This is a genomic window from Bradyrhizobium sp. UFLA05-89 (assembly GCF_059803475.1).
Map to the genome: position 1 here is coordinate 60,650 of NZ_JBANBA010000015.1, position 14,917 is coordinate 75,566.

Sequence of the window (14,917 nt, forward strand, 5' to 3'; positions counted from 1 at the left end):
GCCCGCGGAGAATAACCTAGCACCCGCGGCAGATGCTCTTGATCTTCTTGTCGAGCGCCTGGTTTTCCTTGCTCAGGGGATCACTGGGATCGCTGAGGTTCTTCTCGTTCGGCACGTCCGAGGCGCGCGGCTGGCGATGGCCGACCGGTGCGGGCAGTACGGATCCGCCGCCGGATTGACCCGACGTCGTCGATCCCTTGCTGCCGGTCTGGGCGATGGCCGTGCCGCCGAACAGGACCAGCAGCGACAGTGCCACGACGATTTTTCTCATTCTGCTCCTCCACTCCGAAAGGCCGGTGCGTCCTCGTCTTGTCCGCTCAGCTCTCAGGCGGATAGAGATGAACGTCGCCGCAATAGTCAACGATACGATAGCGCGTTTCCGACGCCGCATCACCTTTGGCGGCTGCGGTATTTTGCACCGCCAACACGTAATTCGGGCCAACCGGTGATTTGCCGGCGCCACCGGGAAGATCGAGCACGAACTCCGGCTGACACAATCCCGACACCCGGCCGCGCAGCTCGCGCATCAAGGCCTGCCCGTCCGCGAGCGTGGTGCGCAGATGCGACGTGCCCGGCGCGAGGTCGCCGTGATGCAGGTAGTAGGGCTTGATCCGGCATTCGACGAAAGCACGCATCAAATCCGACAAAGCGGCGACGCTGTCATTGACGCCGCGCAACAGCACCGACTGGCTGACCATCGGAATACCGGCATCAACGAGGCGGGCGCAGACGTCGCGCGCCTTGTCCGTAAGCTCGCGGGCGTGGTTGGCGTGCAGCGCGACCCAGGTCGTGGCGCCCTTCACCTTCAAGGCGGCGACCATCTCGTCGGTGACGCGGTCGGGATCGGCCACCGGCACGCGGGTGTGCAGGCGGATGACCTTGACGTGATCGATCCCGGCGAGATCGGCCATGATCTCGCCCATCCGCCGCGGCGACAGCATCAGGGGATCGCCGCCGGTAAGGATCACCTCCCAGATCTCGCTGCGCGCGCGGATATACGCGATCGCTGCGCGATAGGCGCTCTCCGACAGCGCGTTCTCCTTGCCCGGGCCGACCATTTCCCGGCGGAAGCAAAAGCGGCAATAGACCGCGCAGACGTGCACGAGCTTGAACAGAACCCGGTCGGGATAGCGATGCACGATGCCAGGAACCGGCGACCAGGCGTGATCGCCGATCGGATCGGCATCCTCGCCCGGCTGGACCTCGAGTTCCGCAGCATTCGGAACGAATTGCCGCGCGATGGGATCATCGGGATCTGAGCTGTCGATGAGACTGGCGAGCTCCGGCGTGATCGCGACCGCGTAGCGCGAGGCGACGCGCTCGAGCGCCGCGAGCTCCGGGGCCGGCGCGAGACCGCGCTCTACGAGCTCGCTGGGCTCACGCAAGGTGCGTGCAAGATTGGCCTTCGTCATGTCTCACCCTGAGGCGGCGTCCATACCACCTGATCAATCCGTTGTGCGCCGCTCGCCAGCATCACCAGCCGGTCGAAGCCGAGCGCCACGCCACTCGCTTCCGGCATTTGGCCGACGGCGGCAAGAAAATCCTCGTCCAGGGGATACGCCTCGCCGTAGCGCCGCTGCTTCTCCGCCATCGACAGTTGAAAGCGCCGGCGCTGCTCCGGGGCATCGGTCAATTCGCCGAAGCCGTTGGCAAGCTCCACCCCGCAGGCATAGACCTCGAACCGTTCGGCGACCCGCGGATCGTCCGCCTTCGCCCGGGCCAGCGCTGCCTCGGGAGATGGGTATTCGAACAGAATGGTCAAACGCCCCTGCCCCAGATGCGGCTCGACGTGCTCGACCAGGACCTTGCTGAAGATATCCGACCAGGTGTCGTCCTCCGTCACCCGCACCTTCGTCCCGGCGGCAGCGGCGAGCGCATCGCGGTCGCCCTCGTCGCCTAAAATGGTCGACAGCAGGTCGATGCCTGCGAATTGCTCGAAGGCATAGGCAACCGTCAAAAGCTCCGGCTCCGCGGAGGGGTCGGCGGTCCGGCCACGGAATGAGAACCGGCCGATTCCGGTCGCCTGCGCGGCGTGTGCGATCACGACGACGCAGTCGGCCATGATGGCGTCATAGGGGGCGCCAGCGCGGTACCATTCCAGCATGGTGAATTCGGGCAGATGCAGGTCGCCCCGCTCCCGGTCGCGGAACACCCGCGCCAGCTCGAAAATCCGGGGCTCACCGGCCGCAAGCAGCTTCTTGCAGGCAAATTCCGGCGAAGTCCGCAAATACCGCGTCACCGCGCTACCGTCGGGGCGAATGATCCCGGTTCGGGGCGCATGCAGATGGGTTTCATTGCCCGGCGAGACCTGCAAAACCGAGGTTTCGACCTCGACAAAGCCCTGCTCGGCGAAGAAGGCCCGGACTGCCGCCGTGATCGCCCCCCTTGCCTGGAGGAACGGTCGTCGGTCGATGTGCCGGTTGGGGGCCCAAAACGGGCTGATGGGCTTGTCCCCAACCATCAACGGACCATCCCGGGGGGCAGCAAAATGCTGGCATCCAACGGCAAAATCAGTATGTTGCGGCCCGAAAAGGGCGCCGAGGTCCGACTCAAGGCCCGCAGTCCCCCATCAATTTGACCACGCCCTGGCCGGTGCCGGGCTAAGCAAGCAGGAAATACAGCTTTGAGAGTCATCGCCAGTTCTATTCGCAAGGGCAACGTGATCGAGCAAGACGGCAAGCTTTATGTCGTCGTGAGCGCCGAGAACATCCATCCCGGCAAGGGCACGCCGGTCAGCCAGATCGAAATGCGCCGAATCTCGGACGGGGTAAAGATCTCCGAGCGCTACAAGACCACCGACCAGGTCGAGAAGGCCACGATCGAAGAGCGCAACTACACGTTCCTCTATGAAGATGGCGACGGCTTCCACTTCATGAACCCCGAGACCTATGACCAAGTCCAGGTCCCCAAGGACGTCGTCGGCGATGCCGCCGCCTATCTTCAGCCAGACATGACCGTCAAGCTGTCGACCCACGATGTCAACGTGGTCTCGCTCGCTCTGCCGCAGCGCGTGACACTGGAAGTGGTCGAGACCGAGCCGGTGACCAAGGGCCAGACGGCTTCGTCGTCCTACAAGCCCGCCGTGCTCTCCAACGGCATCCGCACCACCGTGCCGCCGCACATCTCGGTCGGCACCCGCATCGTGGTGATGACTGAAGACGGCTCATACTCCGAGCGCGCCAAGGACTAGGCAAAGCGGCCGAGCGGTCGGAACAGGCAAGGTCGCCGGGGGGCGGGACAACAGTGGGCAGGCACAGGTTCCGCTTCGTCTCGTCTCTTCTGGGGTTGCTTACGCTTCTGGTTGCCGAGGCGGTGCCGCTGTCCGCGGACGAATTCCGCACCCCCTCGCTCACGGCGCTGCGCATCGACTGGCGTGTAGCTCTCGACCAGCTCCGCAGCGAAATCAACGCCCATCCCGCGATCGCCGGTGACTTCGTGTTCGCACAGCGCCGATCGGTCGGCCGCTTCGACCCTCGCGCGCTGCCAGCGCTGGTGCAACTCAACGGGGTTTCCTCGCAATTCTTCTCAGGTATCGCCCGCAGCTCCGTTCCGGTGCTGCTGCCCTTCGATGCCGCCGCCTATCTCGACGCGCAGCGCAGCGGCGCGCCAGCGAACCTGTCGCTTACCCGCTACCAGTCCGACTTCAGTGCGGCCGACCTGTTCGATGCGGGACCTGCCGGCTACAACGCCGTTTTCTCGCTCGAGCCGGGTGCCGGCGACGGCCTGCCGCAACGGGTGTTCGCAAAGCCGGTAGAGGTCCAGATCACTGGTTCCGCCCTGATTTACGATCTTGCCGATCCCGCCGGCGGCAAGGGCGAGCCGGTCAAGTCCCTATCCGGCCAATATCCGGATCTGCGCCGTTTCATCCGCGAAGGCTATGTGCGCTACGCCTTCAGCCGCTTCGGCGCCGCCTATGTCGTGTCGATCCAGTGCCTCGACAGCGTTGCCAAGCCGCGGCGGCTCGCCTGCAAGGAGGCCTACCCGGTCGCGGAGCGTTTCCTGAAGGCGTTGCATGTGGCAGGCGGCCAGCGCGTGCGTCCGCTGACGGACATCGCCTCCGAAATCGTCGATCGGCCTTTGGGGCGATCGGCGGATTTCGACTACCGGCCGAGCGGCGACATCATTCCCAACACCGGCTACCGCAAGCAGACGGGCCATCCCGACGTCATGGCCTATGCGCAGATTCGCTTTCCGCTGGCGAAGGCGACGGCCTTCGTCCGCTCGCAATCCTATGGCAAGCGCGACCGGATCGACGGGCCGGCCACTTATCCCTGGCGCGATAATTTTTGCGAGTCCCGCAGCTTCGCGGTCTGGCAGTGCCCGGGCGGCTATGGCCACCAGGGTGAGGACATCCGCGCCGCCGATTGCGCGGCGAATACTGACGCCGGCCAACGCTGCGACCCCAAGCAGCGGAGCGTCGTCGCCGTGCGCGATGCGACCGTGATCCGCGGGCCGAATGACCAAGCGGCGACGCTCCAGGTCAACAGCCGCACCGAGCATATCCGCTTCCGCTATATGCACATGAACCCCTCCGCGATGAACGCCGACGGCCTCGTCAACGGCCACGCCGTCAGCGAGGGCGAGAAGATCGGCGTGATCTCCAACTATCTTGACCATCCCGGCGGCACCTCGCTGCACCTGCATTTCGACGTCCAAGTGTTCACCCGCGACGGCTGGATCTGGGTCAATCCCTACGTCACCCTCGTCTCCGCCTATGAACGCCTGATCCGCGGCCGCGGCCGCGAGATCGGCCCGGAGGTCGCCGGCGCGGCGCAACCGCTTGCGCACGCGCTACCCGAAGATGCGGTCAAGCCGGACCAGCGCGAAGGCTCAAGCAGCGAAGACAATTGAGGCGAGCCGCGCTTGGCGCAATGCGAGGCGCTTTGAACATCCTGGCGTTTGGAACGCCAATGGCATGCAAAAATGCTCTCACAGTCGCGATGTCCCCAATCCCCATCATCGTCGGCATTCGCAGTGTGGGAATGGCCGCAGGCTATGACGTCCGAGATGCAATATCGCGACAGCCGGCGCAGAAGGTCGAGGCGCGTCGGTTAGGTTCGGAACTTCCGTGGTTCACGATCTTCTGACGCTGCCCTCGGTTCCGGAACGCGCCGCGAGCCCCTATTGTGCGGCACGTCGCGCGCCACTGATTACACCGAATAGGATGTCCGGATCATGCAGAAAAGACCATCCACATTGGCCGTGCTTGCGAGCACCGTATTTCTGCTGTGCGCGCATCGGGATGCCTCCGCCATGCTGAAGGATGCCTCCATCAATCACGACACGGGCAAGGCCAAACGCAACTTCGAGCGCATGATCCATTCCGATCATGCCTCCGCGATCGACTGGAAGTCGATGGTGTCGGGCGCCGGCAAGGCGACGCAATAGCGCGAACTTACGCCGGCGCCATTCTAACCACACAGCGTTAGTCGATGAACGTCGTGAGCTGGGCGCCTTCATCCGCCACGAACACGGCGATCAGCTCCGCCTGCTCCGTGTTGCTCGCATTCGCCGACACCAGATGCGTCGAGCCCGGCGGTTCGAAGAAGGATTGCCCGACTGTGAAGGTCTCGACCGGGCCGCCGCCGAGCTGAGAGCGGATCTCGCCCTTGGTGATATAGGCGGTGACGGAACCGGCGTGCCGGTGCGGCCGCGAGAAGCCGCCCGGGCCGTAAGTGACGCGCACGATGGTGACACGCTTACCCGGCACGTTCGGCAGCGCATAGGAGCCGATAGGCTCGACCTTGTCGAGCGACGATCCATCCGCTGCGTTGGCGCACAGCGGCGCCAGCACACCGGAGACGGTGTCCATCGTTACCGGCAGCGCCTTTCCAACGGCCAACGCGCAGGCGAACCCCGCGACGATCGCGAGCGACAGCGGTCGCGATTGAAGCCGCCAGGGAGCAGTGGAGATGGCTGATATCGTTGACGACATTCTTGTGTCCTCCCGAAAGGGTAACGGATCATGACGCCTTGGCGTGCGCCACGGCCGGCCGCTGCGGCGGCGTCCAGCGATAGGCGACCCCAAAGCGGTTCCAGACATTGATCGAGGCGATCGCCGAGGTCAGGTACATTAGCTCCACCGCCGAGAATTCGCGGCTTGCCTCGGCATAGACGTCGTCGCTGACACCCTCGGGCAGGAATGTCAGCACCTCGGTCCAGGCGAGCGCCGCCCGCTCGCGCGCCGAGAAGATCGGCGCCTCGCGCCACACTGCGACCAGATTGAGCTTGTCGATGGGTACGCCGAGCCGTTCGGACAGCAGGATGTGATGCTGCACGCAGAAAGCGCAGCCGTTGATCTGCGAGGCGCGCAGCTTGATCAACTCGAGCAGATGCTTGTCGAGGCCGGCCTTGGCTGCAAGCTGGCCAAGCGCGAGCGTCATGTCATAGGCGTCCGGGGCAAGCGCCTTGAAGTCTTCATATTCACTGCGGGCGTGTGACATGGACCTCACCTCCTGATATTGTCAGTGTACTTACAAGTTATCAGGGCTCTGATATTATGCGCAAGCCTCGTCGGATCACAAATATGCAACTGGAGCGGACAATCGCTCCGCCCGCTCCCGGCGAAGGCAAACGCGGCGAAGCGGGCTATCTCGGCTATCTCTTGCGCCAGGCCCAGGCCGCCGTGAGGCTCAGCATGGAGCGCAGCCTCACCGATCTCGGCGTCACGCCACCGCAATTTGCGGTGCTGACCATGCTGAAGGCCTATCCCGGTCTCTCCGGAGCGGAGGTCGCCCGCCTGACCTTTTTGACGCCGCAGACCGTCGGCGTAATCATCGGCAATCTCGAACGCGACGGCGCGATCCGCAAGTCGCCCCATCCCGTGCACGGCCGCATCCTGCAATGGACGCTGACAGCGCGCGGCAAGATACTCCTGAAGACATGCCGGGAGCGTGTTCTCGCTTTGGAGCAGCGCCTTGCCGCAGGGCTCGACGCGAAGGCCGAAACTACCATCCGCCGCTGGCTGGCGCGGATCGCAACGGAGTTGCAGGCGGACTAGGAAGACCCGGTCTAGTCGTCCCAGGAAATGTCAGGGAATTCGGTGCCATCGCCACCGCGTCCGTAATGTTCCGCCAGAATCGCCACGATGACGACGATCAACCCGGCGGCAAAGGGCCATGGATTGGCGCGGATGAGGTCGAATAGCTCCTGCATGGCCGTCATTCTGTGCAATGACATGCGAAAGTTCCGTAAACCGATGGGCCGAAAGTCGCCCCTCCGGCTTCAGGTTTCACCAACGAGAGCGCCTGCTTCCGGCTAAACTGCCCGCATGAACCAGCCTGATTCCTCACCCCACCCGACCCGTCGCAGTGCGCTGCAATCCCTGCTCGGCGCGGCCGCCCTCATCGCTTCGCCTGCCCTTGCAGCCACCCCGCCCGGCTTCGAGGAATGGCGCGAGAGTTTTCGTGCACGCGCGATGGCGAAGGGCATTTCGGCCGCCACCTGGCAGCGCGCGATGGCGCATGTCGAGCCGGACATGAGCGTGTTCAAGGAGATCCGCAACCAGCCGGAGTTCAACGAACAGGTCTGGCAGTACATCAACCGCCGCGTCTCCGACTGGCGCATCATCAACGGCAAGATCGCTCTGAAGAACAACGAGGCACTGTTCGCCCGCATCGAGCGTGATTTCGGCGTCGAGCGCGGCACGTTGCTTGCGCTGTGGGGCGTGGAATCCGCCTATGGCGATCCGCTGGTGCAGCAGAACCACATGAAGCCGGTTTTTCCCTCGCTTGCTGCGCTCGCCTGGAACGAGCCGCGCCGAAAGGCCTATTGGCAGACCGAGCTGATCAACGCGCTACGCATCGTCGACAAGGGCTGGAGCACGCCGGAAGAGATGCACGGCTCCTGGGCCGGCGCGATGGGGCATTCGCAGTGGATGCCGGAAGTCTGGCTCAATGTCGGCATCGACTATGACGGCGACGGCAAGGTCTCACCATTCGGCAGGCCCGATGATGCGCTGGGCTCGACGGCAAAATATCTGGTCAACCGCGGCAAGTGGCATCGCGGCGAGCATTGGGGTTATGAGGTACGCGCGCCCGGCAACCTAAGCGGCGGTCGAACATATGCGGCCTGGCAAGCCGCTGGCGTCACGCGCGCCGACGGCCAGCCATTTCCGCAACCCAATGCCTCGGCTCAGATCTGGACGCCGGTCGCGGGCGGGCCGACGTTCTTGCTGGGGCCAAACTTCTATTCGGTGAAGAGCTACAATCCATCGATGAACTATGCGCTGGCGATCTGCCATCTCGGCGACCGTTGCCTCGGCGCGCCGCCCTTCATCCAGCCTTTCCCCGGCTCGGAGCGCGCATTGACGCTCGCCGAGGTGCAGGAGATGCAGACGCGATTGACGAAAGCCGGATTCGACACCGGCGGCACCGATGGCCGCGTCGGCAACGATACGATGAAAGCGATCAAGGATTTTCAGCAAAGGGCTGGCATCACACCCACGGATGGTTATGGCGGGCTGAAGGTGCTGGCGAAGCTGCGGCAGGGTGGCTGATACCTTGGCGTAAGCTCACATCCTCCGCGGCCTGCACCTCCTTTTTTTGTTGGTGCGCCTATCGGATGGTTTGCGGCCCCTGGTCAGGCAAGGCGACGTCGATGACGCGAAGTTGCACGCGCTCGGCGCCCTGGTAGCGGTCGAGCGACAGCGCGCCCGCGACGTGCAACTGCTGGCCGCGATTGGCGAGAAGCGCGTTGCCGAGCTTCTGGCCGATGGAGCGGAACGCGATGCCGTTGACGATCGCGCCGTCGCCCGATTTGAACCGCAACCGCAAATGCGCCTGCCCGACCTCGTCGGCATAGACGAGCTGATGCGCCGGCAGCGCCAGCACGGCTTCCGGATTGCCACTGCCGAATGGGCCGGCGCGATTGAGCGTGTTGGCGAGTTCGGGCGTCACCGCGCGCGCGGACACCGCGCCATCGATGAAGAGCTCGTTGACGTGGCGTGCTTCCGCAACGTCGCGCGCGAGCGCACTTTCGAGGTAGGCGCGGAATTCGGCGAGCTTCTCCTTGCGCAGCGTGACGCCGGCGGCCATGGCATGCCCGCCGCCCTTGAGCAGGATGCCATCGGCGACAGCCTGCCGAACCGCCTTGCCAAGATCGACGCCGGCGATTGAGCGGCCCGAACCGGTGCCGATGCCACCGGGCTCGAGCGCGATGGCAAACGCGGGCCGCGAAAACTTCTCCTTCAGGCGGGAGGCGACGAGGCCGACCACGCCGGGATGCCAGCCTTCGGAGGCCGTGACGATCACGCCGAGCTTATCCTCGAGGCCGATCGAGGCGAGCGCCTCGGCTTCGGCCTGCGCTTCGGCAGCCTGCTCGATGATGCGGCGCTCACCGTTGAGGCGGTCGAGCTCGGCCGCGATGCGTGCGGCCTCGACGCTATCGCCTTCCAGCAGCAGCCGCACGCCGAGATCGGCGCGGCCGATGCGGCCGCCGGCATTGATGCGCGGTCCCAGCATGAAGCCGAGATGCCAGGCCTCCGGCGGACCGTTGAGCCGCGCGATGTCCATCAGCGCGGTGTGGCCGACATGGTCGCGCCGCCGCATCGCGATCAGCCCTTTGACGACAAAAGCGCGGTTGAGGCCAATCAGTGGCGCCACGTCAGCCACCGTGCCGAGCGCGACGTGATGCAGCATGCCCAGGAGATCGGGCTCGGGCATCTCGGACGTCCAGAAGCCGCGCTGGCGCAACTCGCGATTGACCGCGACCAGCGTGACCAGCACCAGCCCAGCGGCGGCAAGATGGCCGAGGCCGGAGAGATCGTCGAGCCGGTTCGGATTGACCAACGCGTCGACCGCCGGCAGCTCCGCGCCGGCCTGATGGTGATCGATCACCACCACGGACATGCCGAGCCGTTTTGCTTCGGCGAGCGGTTCGATGCTGGTGGTGCCGCAATCGACGGTGACGAGCAGCGTCGCGCCCTTCGCAGCAAGCGCCCGCACCGCTTCCGTGTTCGGGCCGTAGCCTTCGAAAATGCGGTCAGGAATGTGGATCAGGGGATCGAGCCCGCAATGGCGCAGGTGCCAGGCGAGCAGCGCGGCCGAGGTCGCGCCGTCGACATCGTAATCGCCGAAGATAGCGACCTTCTCGCCCCGCACCGCCGCCTCCGCGATGCGCTTGGCGGCGGCCTCCATCTCCGTCACCGTGAACGGGTCCGGCAGCAGTTTGCGGATGGTCGGATCGAGGAAGTCGCTGACCGCGTCGATGTCGACGTCGCGCCCCGCCAGCACCCGCGCCAAAAGCTCCGGCAGCTGGTGGCGCTGGACGATGGCGAGCGCCCTCGCCGCCCCGCGCGCGTCCAGCCGGTCACGCCAGAGCTTGTCGGTGAGCGAGCGCGTAACGCCAAGGAACGCCTGGGGCAGCTCGACGGGCAACGCGGTGGCAGACGGCATCATGATTCGGCGGCTTCGATGAGTTCAGATCAGGTCGTGTGGCTATGGCGATCAGGATTCCGCCGGGAAACTCGAGCCATTTGCAATGTCCGGGCCGAATAAAGCGGTGGATTGCCGAATCCGTATGCGATCTGATTATCATTTGAGCAGTCGGGGCGGCAGCAAATTAAGTGGGCGTTAGGCGGAATCCTCGAAAAAGGCCCGTATTCGATCTGTAATTTTTAGTTCCGGGTCATTGCAGGTCAGACTTCATTGCAAGGGAATCCCCTCGATGTCTGCTGCGCTGGCCCTGAAGACCAAGCCGCTTCCCACCGGAACCAATCCTGAAGCCGCCGACGACAATTCCGACATCTCCGCCCTGATCAACCGCCTGACGGCCGAGGTCAACCAGATCGCGGTCGACAAGACCAAATCGATCCAGCAGATCACCAACCAGATGAAGATGCTGGCGCTGAACGCGCTGATCGAAAGCTCGCGCGCCGGCGCGCAAGGCGCGGGCTTTGCGGTGGTGGCGCAGGAGGTGCGCGGCGTCGGCCAGCAAGTCGAGACCATCGCACGCGAGCTCGAGACCCAACTGACGAAACGCACCGGCGATCTCGTCTCCTCGATCGAGCGGATGAGCCAGCGCTCGCGCGGCGAGCGCATGGTCGATCTGTCGCTCAATGCCATCGAGCTGATCGACCGCAACCTCTATGAACGCACCTGCGACGTACGCTGGTGGGCGACCGACTCCGCCGTGGTCGACTGCGCCGCCTCCCCGAGCGCGGCGGCGGTTTCGCACGCCTCGCAGCGCCTCGGCGTCATCCTCGGCGCCTACACCGTCTATCTCGATCTCTGGCTCTGCGACCTCGACGGCAACGTGATCGCCAACGGCCGCGCCGACCGTTTTCGCGTAGTCGGCCAGAACGTCGCCAACACGAAATGGTTTCGTGAGGCGCGCACCTTGCGTTCCGGCGACGATTACGTCGCTGGCGACGTCGAGAACCAGCCACTGCTCGGCAATGCGCAGGTTGCGACCTATTGCGCGAGCGTCCGCGCGGGCGGCGAGGCCAATGGCGCACCAATCGGCGTGCTCGCCATCCATTTCGACTGGGAGTCGCAGGCCCGCGCCATCGTGCAGGGCGTGCGCGTCGGCGACAGCGACAAGGCGCGTGTGCTGCTGGTCGACTCGAACTTGCGCGTCATCGCCGCATCCGACGGCCAGGGCATTTTGTCGGAGCGCGTCTCGCTATCGATGAACGGCCAGCGCTCCGGATTCTATCACGACCGCACTGGCGCCCTCGTCGCCTTCCACGCCACGCCGGGCTATGAGACCTACCGCGGGCTCGGCTGGTACGGCGTGATCATCTGCGGGGCGTAAGGCCTAGGAAGCAAAACTCGTAAAACAACCCCAAGCAAAGTAGCCGGGGTTGTTGGTAAGACGCGTTGCATTTCGGAAAATCGGTTGACCCGTCGGGCAAAACAGTGGCACACCTGCAACGATTGCTAAGAGTTCGCTGGGGTCACGCCACCGTGCGCTAGAAAACACCAAAACAGACGCACGTAGAGATGCCGAACGTTGACGGCACTTGCGGCTAAATGTAGCGTTACGATACGTAACGTATAGACCGGTTTCCGTTGCAGGAACGATGCCGCATTGGTCGTCGATGGTTTTCGAGAGCAGAATGGGCTTGTTACGGGCTAAAGGCTCATCTGCGACGATCGAGCCGAACGGCGGCTCCGGCCGTGAGGCCCCATCATGACAATCACGGTTCGGGAGCGCTCTCCCATGAAAATCGTCCGGGCCCCATGCATGGCGGTGGTCATGCTCTGTCTGACGGGTGCAGCACTGGCCGACGACTTGCAGACCGTTGGCGATCCCGACAGCCTCGGCTTTTCGGCTCGGCGTTTGGCGCGCATCACCTCCTGGTTCGAGGCGCAGACCAAGAAGGACGATCCCTCCGGTTTCGTCGTGGCGATCGCCCGCAACGGAAAGCTCGCTTATTTGCAGCCGACCGGCTTTGCGGATCACGACAAGACAATTCCGATGCGGGCGGATTCGATCTTCCGCATCGGCTCGATGTCCAAGCAGGTCACCAGTGTCGCGACCATGATGCTGGTCGATGACGGCAAGCTCGAGCTCGATGCGCCCGTGGCGCAGTATCTGCCGGAGCTCAGGGACATTCAGGTCGTCAAGACCGATCCGGCCACCGGGGATGCCATCCTCATCGCGCTTGAACCTGCGAAGCGGCCGATGACCATTCGGGACCTCCTGCGCAACACGTCCGGCCTCGTTTATACGGGGCCCGACTTTGCCGATCCCGGATATGGCAATGCGGTGATCCACGCGCTTTACGGCGCCAGGGCGCCGTTCCGACGCGACAAGCCCATCGCCTCCTTCGTCGGCAGCCTTGCCACGCTCCCGCTCCTGCACCAGCCGGGCGAAGTCTGGGAATATGCGATCGGTTACGACGTGCTCGGGCGTGTCATTGAAGTCGTCTCGGGTCAGACATTCGACCAGTTTCTGCAAAACCGCCTGTTCGCGCCGCTGCGCATGGTCGACAGCGGATTCCACGTGCCGGAGGACAAGCTCGCCCGTCTCGTGGCCGTACCGGGCGCGCAGCCCGCGCCGCTTTCGGATGGCGACGTCACGCATCCGCAGACGTTCTTTTCAGGCGGCGGCGGGATCGTTTCGACGGCCCCCGACTTCCTGCGCTTCTGCCAGATGCTGCTCAATGGCGGCGAGCTCGACGGCGTGCGCATCCTGAAGCCGGAAACGGTCCGGCTGATGACGACGAACTCGATGCCGTCAGACATCCATTTCGCAGGGCACGAGGTGGGCCCGGCTTTCGGGACCGGTTGGGGGGCTCGGCTTCGCCGTTCGCACCAACCCGGATTTCAGCCTGATCCCGGGCGCGGTCGGCAGCTTCAACTGGCAGGGAAGCTGGGGCACGTTCTTCTCGATCGATCCGGCCCAGAAGCTGATCCTGGTGATGATGATGCAGCGGAGCCAGTTCAGTGAGAACGGCTTCTATTTCAACGCCATCCGTCGCCTGCCCTACGCGGCGTTGAAGATTCCCGAAGCTCCCACGCCCGTCGCCTCGGAGCAGTCGAATGCCGCGGCTCTCACCGACTATGTCGGACGTTACGTTTTCGGCGGATCCGCAAGCCCGCTGGACAGACAAGTCGCGGTCGCGGACGGCAACGGCTGGACCGGCCTTGAGTCCGTTGTCGTGGAGACGGACGGACTAAGAGTGATCAAACCGGTTGGCGGCGGCCCCGCCGCGAGGGCCGGCGTCATGGCGGGAGACCTCATAGCAGCGATCGACGGAGTCTCGGCCAGAGGCATGAGCCTGGAAGCGGCCTTTCGCCGGATTTCGGGGCCGACAAACGCGATGATCAAGCTCAAGATCATCCGCGCGAAGCAGACCGATCCGCTCGTTGTCGCCTTTGCCCGGGAGGCAGTTCCGTCGCGCAGTGTCGCGCTTCAAGTCGGTGTTGCGGACGGCAAGCTCGTCGTCGAGGCAACAGGCGCCTGGTCGATCCTCGATTTCGACAAGGGCCAGCCGACGCCGCTGGCGGCCCTGTCAAAAGATGAATTCCACGTCGAAAGCGGCGATCACACACGGATCGCCTTCCGTCGCGACGAGGCCGGAAAGGTCAACGGCGCGGTCCTCAATCCGGGACCGTTGGAGCAACGGGGCGCGCTCGTCCCATAGAGGCTAGCACTCCGATTTGAATCGCCTCCCCACAATCGACCGTCTATTGTCTGCTGATGTCGCGCCTCGTGTTTCCATCGATCGCCGTCGTTCTGTCGCTGCTGCCGGTCGTCGCGCCGGCTGCGGCAAGTCACAAGCGGCCGGCGCCAGTCTGGCGTGGCTACGGCTTCTTGCCGGGCTATCACCAGCCGCCGAGCAACAGCCTTCCGCCCTATGCGCAGAAGGCCGCGGTGCGTCGCATGGCGCGCAGCAGCCGGCGCCCCTGGTACATCGACCCGGTCCCCAGCTATTACGGGTTTGACGGCAACTGGCACTATTTTGGCCGGCCCGGCTTCTATGATGGCCGTTACAACAACGGCACCTTTGGCCCGTGCTGGACGCGGACACCAATCGGACCGATCTGGAATTGCGGCTGATTGGCTGATCACTCCGAGATCGCATGGTCAATCCGCGCGCATCGGCGTGACATGGCCCAAAATGCATTGCCAATTTGGCCCTTCGTGCTAGGAAGCGCCCTCCCCAAAAACAGGAAGTCGTGATGGCCAAGAAAGCCAAGAAAAGAATTATTCGCCGCGAATACTCCGCAGCCGACGTCAAGCAACTTCGCGCCCACTCAAAGGCAAAGACGCCTGTTGTTAAGATAGCAAAACAGATGAAGCGAACGGAAGGCTCGGTACGCCAAAAGGCATTGAAGCTCGGCCTCCCGATTGGCCATCGTCGCTGAGTTGCTTGCTACACGCGGCCACCAGAAAGCCCTGCGACGGCTACGCCTCGAAAAAGATCGAGGAACGCCGAGGTGCCGCTCGGACCCGAAATTCTCTGTTT

The 14,917-nt window shown here is 64.2% G+C and carries 17 protein-coding genes; 10 read left to right on the top strand and 7 right to left on the bottom strand.

Annotated features, from left to right (window positions below; translation table 11 throughout):
* Nucleotides 1-16: 16 nt before the first annotated feature.
* Genes SO139_RS10905 through epmA form a run of 3 tightly spaced genes read right to left on the bottom strand, consistent with a single transcriptional unit; the run spans nucleotide 17 to nucleotide 2,461 of the window.
* Nucleotides 17-271, bottom strand: coding sequence for a hypothetical protein (locus SO139_RS10905; RefSeq protein ID WP_449381747.1), 255 nt, complete (start codon nucleotides 269-271; stop codon nucleotides 17-19).
* A gap of 46 nt (nucleotides 272-317) precedes the next feature.
* A complete protein-coding gene (locus tag SO139_RS10910) occupies nucleotides 318-1,412 on the bottom strand; it encodes a lysine-2,3-aminomutase-like protein (RefSeq protein WP_449381746.1) in 1,095 nt (364 codons plus the stop codon).
* A complete protein-coding gene (epmA, locus tag SO139_RS10915; RefSeq protein ID WP_449381745.1) occupies nucleotides 1,409-2,461 on the bottom strand; it encodes an EF-P lysine aminoacylase EpmA in 1,053 nt (350 codons plus the stop codon). The genes SO139_RS10910 and epmA overlap by 4 nt, the downstream gene beginning before the upstream one ends.
* Before the next feature lie 162 nt (nucleotides 2,462-2,623).
* Between epmA and efp the strand changes: the two genes are divergently transcribed.
* The 3 genes from efp (at nucleotide 2,624) to SO139_RS10930 (ending at nucleotide 5,388) form a co-directional block, all read left to right on the top strand.
* Nucleotides 2,624-3,190, top strand: a complete 567-nt coding sequence (efp, locus tag SO139_RS10920; protein WP_194476041.1) for an elongation factor P — start codon at nucleotides 2,624-2,626, stop codon at nucleotides 3,188-3,190.
* 53 nt (nucleotides 3,191-3,243) lie between these two features.
* Complete coding sequence (locus SO139_RS10925) at nucleotides 3,244-4,851, top strand: M23 family peptidase (protein WP_498540047.1); 1,608 nt, start codon at nucleotides 3,244-3,246, stop codon at nucleotides 4,849-4,851.
* Nucleotides 4,852-5,175: 324 nt separating this feature from the next.
* Nucleotides 5,176-5,388, top strand: coding sequence for a hypothetical protein (locus SO139_RS10930; protein WP_449381743.1), 213 nt, complete (start codon nucleotides 5,176-5,178; stop codon nucleotides 5,386-5,388).
* A gap of 37 nt (nucleotides 5,389-5,425) precedes the next feature.
* Here SO139_RS10930 and SO139_RS10935 read toward each other — a convergent pair whose 3' ends face one another.
* Both SO139_RS10935 and SO139_RS10940 read right to left on the bottom strand, forming a co-directional pair.
* A complete protein-coding gene (locus tag SO139_RS10935) occupies nucleotides 5,426-5,935 on the bottom strand; it encodes a cupin domain-containing protein (RefSeq protein WP_498540048.1) in 510 nt (169 codons plus the stop codon).
* Between the two features lie 28 nt (nucleotides 5,936-5,963).
* Complete coding sequence (locus SO139_RS10940; protein ID WP_449381741.1) at nucleotides 5,964-6,443, bottom strand: carboxymuconolactone decarboxylase family protein; 480 nt, start codon at nucleotides 6,441-6,443, stop codon at nucleotides 5,964-5,966.
* Between the two features lie 56 nt (nucleotides 6,444-6,499).
* Between SO139_RS10940 and SO139_RS10945 the strand changes: the two genes are divergently transcribed.
* The gene (locus SO139_RS10945; protein WP_449381740.1) at nucleotides 6,500-7,000 is read left to right on the top strand and encodes a MarR family winged helix-turn-helix transcriptional regulator; all 501 of its coding nucleotides are present in this window, start codon (nucleotides 6,500-6,502) and stop codon (nucleotides 6,998-7,000) included.
* Nucleotides 7,001-7,011: 11 nt separating this feature from the next.
* Here the strand turns inward: SO139_RS10945 and SO139_RS10950 are convergent, their stop codons facing one another.
* Nucleotides 7,012-7,179: a hypothetical protein gene (locus SO139_RS10950; protein WP_449381739.1), complete on the bottom strand. Its 168-nt coding sequence runs from the start codon at nucleotides 7,177-7,179 to the stop codon at nucleotides 7,012-7,014.
* Between the two features lie 91 nt (nucleotides 7,180-7,270).
* Between SO139_RS10950 and SO139_RS10955 the strand changes: the two genes are divergently transcribed.
* Complete coding sequence (locus tag SO139_RS10955) at nucleotides 7,271-8,497, top strand: lytic murein transglycosylase (RefSeq protein WP_449381738.1); 1,227 nt, start codon at nucleotides 7,271-7,273, stop codon at nucleotides 8,495-8,497.
* A gap of 58 nt (nucleotides 8,498-8,555) precedes the next feature.
* Here SO139_RS10955 and recJ read toward each other — a convergent pair whose 3' ends face one another.
* Nucleotides 8,556-10,397 carry a single-stranded-DNA-specific exonuclease RecJ gene (gene recJ, locus SO139_RS10960; protein ID WP_498540049.1) on the bottom strand — a complete coding sequence of 614 codons (1,842 nt, stop codon included), beginning with the start codon at nucleotides 10,395-10,397 and terminating at the stop codon, nucleotides 8,556-8,558.
* A gap of 268 nt (nucleotides 10,398-10,665) precedes the next feature.
* On the opposite strand from recJ, the gene SO139_RS10965 reads away from it, so the two are divergent.
* The 5 genes from SO139_RS10965 (at nucleotide 10,666) to SO139_RS10985 (ending at nucleotide 14,816) form a co-directional block, all read left to right on the top strand.
* The gene (locus SO139_RS10965) at nucleotides 10,666-11,754 is read left to right on the top strand and encodes a methyl-accepting chemotaxis protein (protein WP_449381736.1); all 1,089 of its coding nucleotides are present in this window, start codon (nucleotides 10,666-10,668) and stop codon (nucleotides 11,752-11,754) included.
* Nucleotides 11,755-12,162: 408 nt separating this feature from the next.
* Nucleotides 12,163-13,395 (top strand): serine hydrolase domain-containing protein, encoded by a 1,233-nt coding sequence (locus SO139_RS10970; RefSeq protein ID WP_498540050.1) that lies wholly within the window; start codon nucleotides 12,163-12,165, stop codon nucleotides 13,393-13,395.
* A complete protein-coding gene (locus SO139_RS10975; protein ID WP_498540051.1) occupies nucleotides 13,367-14,092 on the top strand; it encodes a PDZ domain-containing protein in 726 nt (241 codons plus the stop codon). The genes SO139_RS10970 and SO139_RS10975 overlap by 29 nt, the downstream gene beginning before the upstream one ends.
* Before the next feature lie 56 nt (nucleotides 14,093-14,148).
* Nucleotides 14,149-14,508: a hypothetical protein gene (locus tag SO139_RS10980; RefSeq protein WP_449380838.1), complete on the top strand. Its 360-nt coding sequence runs from the start codon at nucleotides 14,149-14,151 to the stop codon at nucleotides 14,506-14,508.
* Nucleotides 14,509-14,630: 122 nt separating this feature from the next.
* A complete protein-coding gene (locus SO139_RS10985; protein ID WP_449380837.1) occupies nucleotides 14,631-14,816 on the top strand; it encodes a hypothetical protein in 186 nt (61 codons plus the stop codon).
* Nucleotides 14,817-14,917: the final 101 nt, after the last annotated feature.

Coding starts and splice junctions, on each gene's coding strand:
- epmA (WP_449381745.1), bottom strand. CDS start 2,461: ATGGTTGGGGACAAGCCCATCAGCCCGTTTTGGGCCCCCAACCGGCAC.
- SO139_RS10945 (WP_449381740.1), top strand. CDS start 6,500: ATGCGCAAGCCTCGTCGGATCACAAATATGCAACTGGAGCGGACAATC.
- SO139_RS10975 (WP_498540051.1), top strand. CDS start 13,367: ATGATGATGCAGCGGAGCCAGTTCAGTGAGAACGGCTTCTATTTCAAC.
- SO139_RS10965 (WP_449381736.1), top strand. CDS start 10,666: ATGTCTGCTGCGCTGGCCCTGAAGACCAAGCCGCTTCCCACCGGAACC.
- SO139_RS10970 (WP_498540050.1), top strand. CDS start 12,163: ATGAAAATCGTCCGGGCCCCATGCATGGCGGTGGTCATGCTCTGTCTG.
- SO139_RS10950 (WP_449381739.1), bottom strand. CDS start 7,179: ATGTCATTGCACAGAATGACGGCCATGCAGGAGCTATTCGACCTCATC.
- SO139_RS10905 (WP_449381747.1), bottom strand. CDS start 271: ATGAGAAAAATCGTCGTGGCACTGTCGCTGCTGGTCCTGTTCGGCGGC.
- SO139_RS10980 (WP_449380838.1), top strand. CDS start 14,149: ATGTCGCGCCTCGTGTTTCCATCGATCGCCGTCGTTCTGTCGCTGCTG.
- SO139_RS10940 (WP_449381741.1), bottom strand. CDS start 6,443: ATGTCACACGCCCGCAGTGAATATGAAGACTTCAAGGCGCTTGCCCCG.
- SO139_RS10930 (WP_449381743.1), top strand. CDS start 5,176: ATGCAGAAAAGACCATCCACATTGGCCGTGCTTGCGAGCACCGTATTT.
- recJ (WP_498540049.1), bottom strand. CDS start 10,397: ATGATGCCGTCTGCCACCGCGTTGCCCGTCGAGCTGCCCCAGGCGTTC.
- SO139_RS10955 (WP_449381738.1), top strand. CDS start 7,271: ATGAACCAGCCTGATTCCTCACCCCACCCGACCCGTCGCAGTGCGCTG.
- SO139_RS10985 (WP_449380837.1), top strand. CDS start 14,631: ATGGCCAAGAAAGCCAAGAAAAGAATTATTCGCCGCGAATACTCCGCA.
- SO139_RS10935 (WP_498540048.1), bottom strand. CDS start 5,935: ATGTCGTCAACGATATCAGCCATCTCCACTGCTCCCTGGCGGCTTCAA.
- SO139_RS10910 (WP_449381746.1), bottom strand. CDS start 1,412: ATGACGAAGGCCAATCTTGCACGCACCTTGCGTGAGCCCAGCGAGCTC.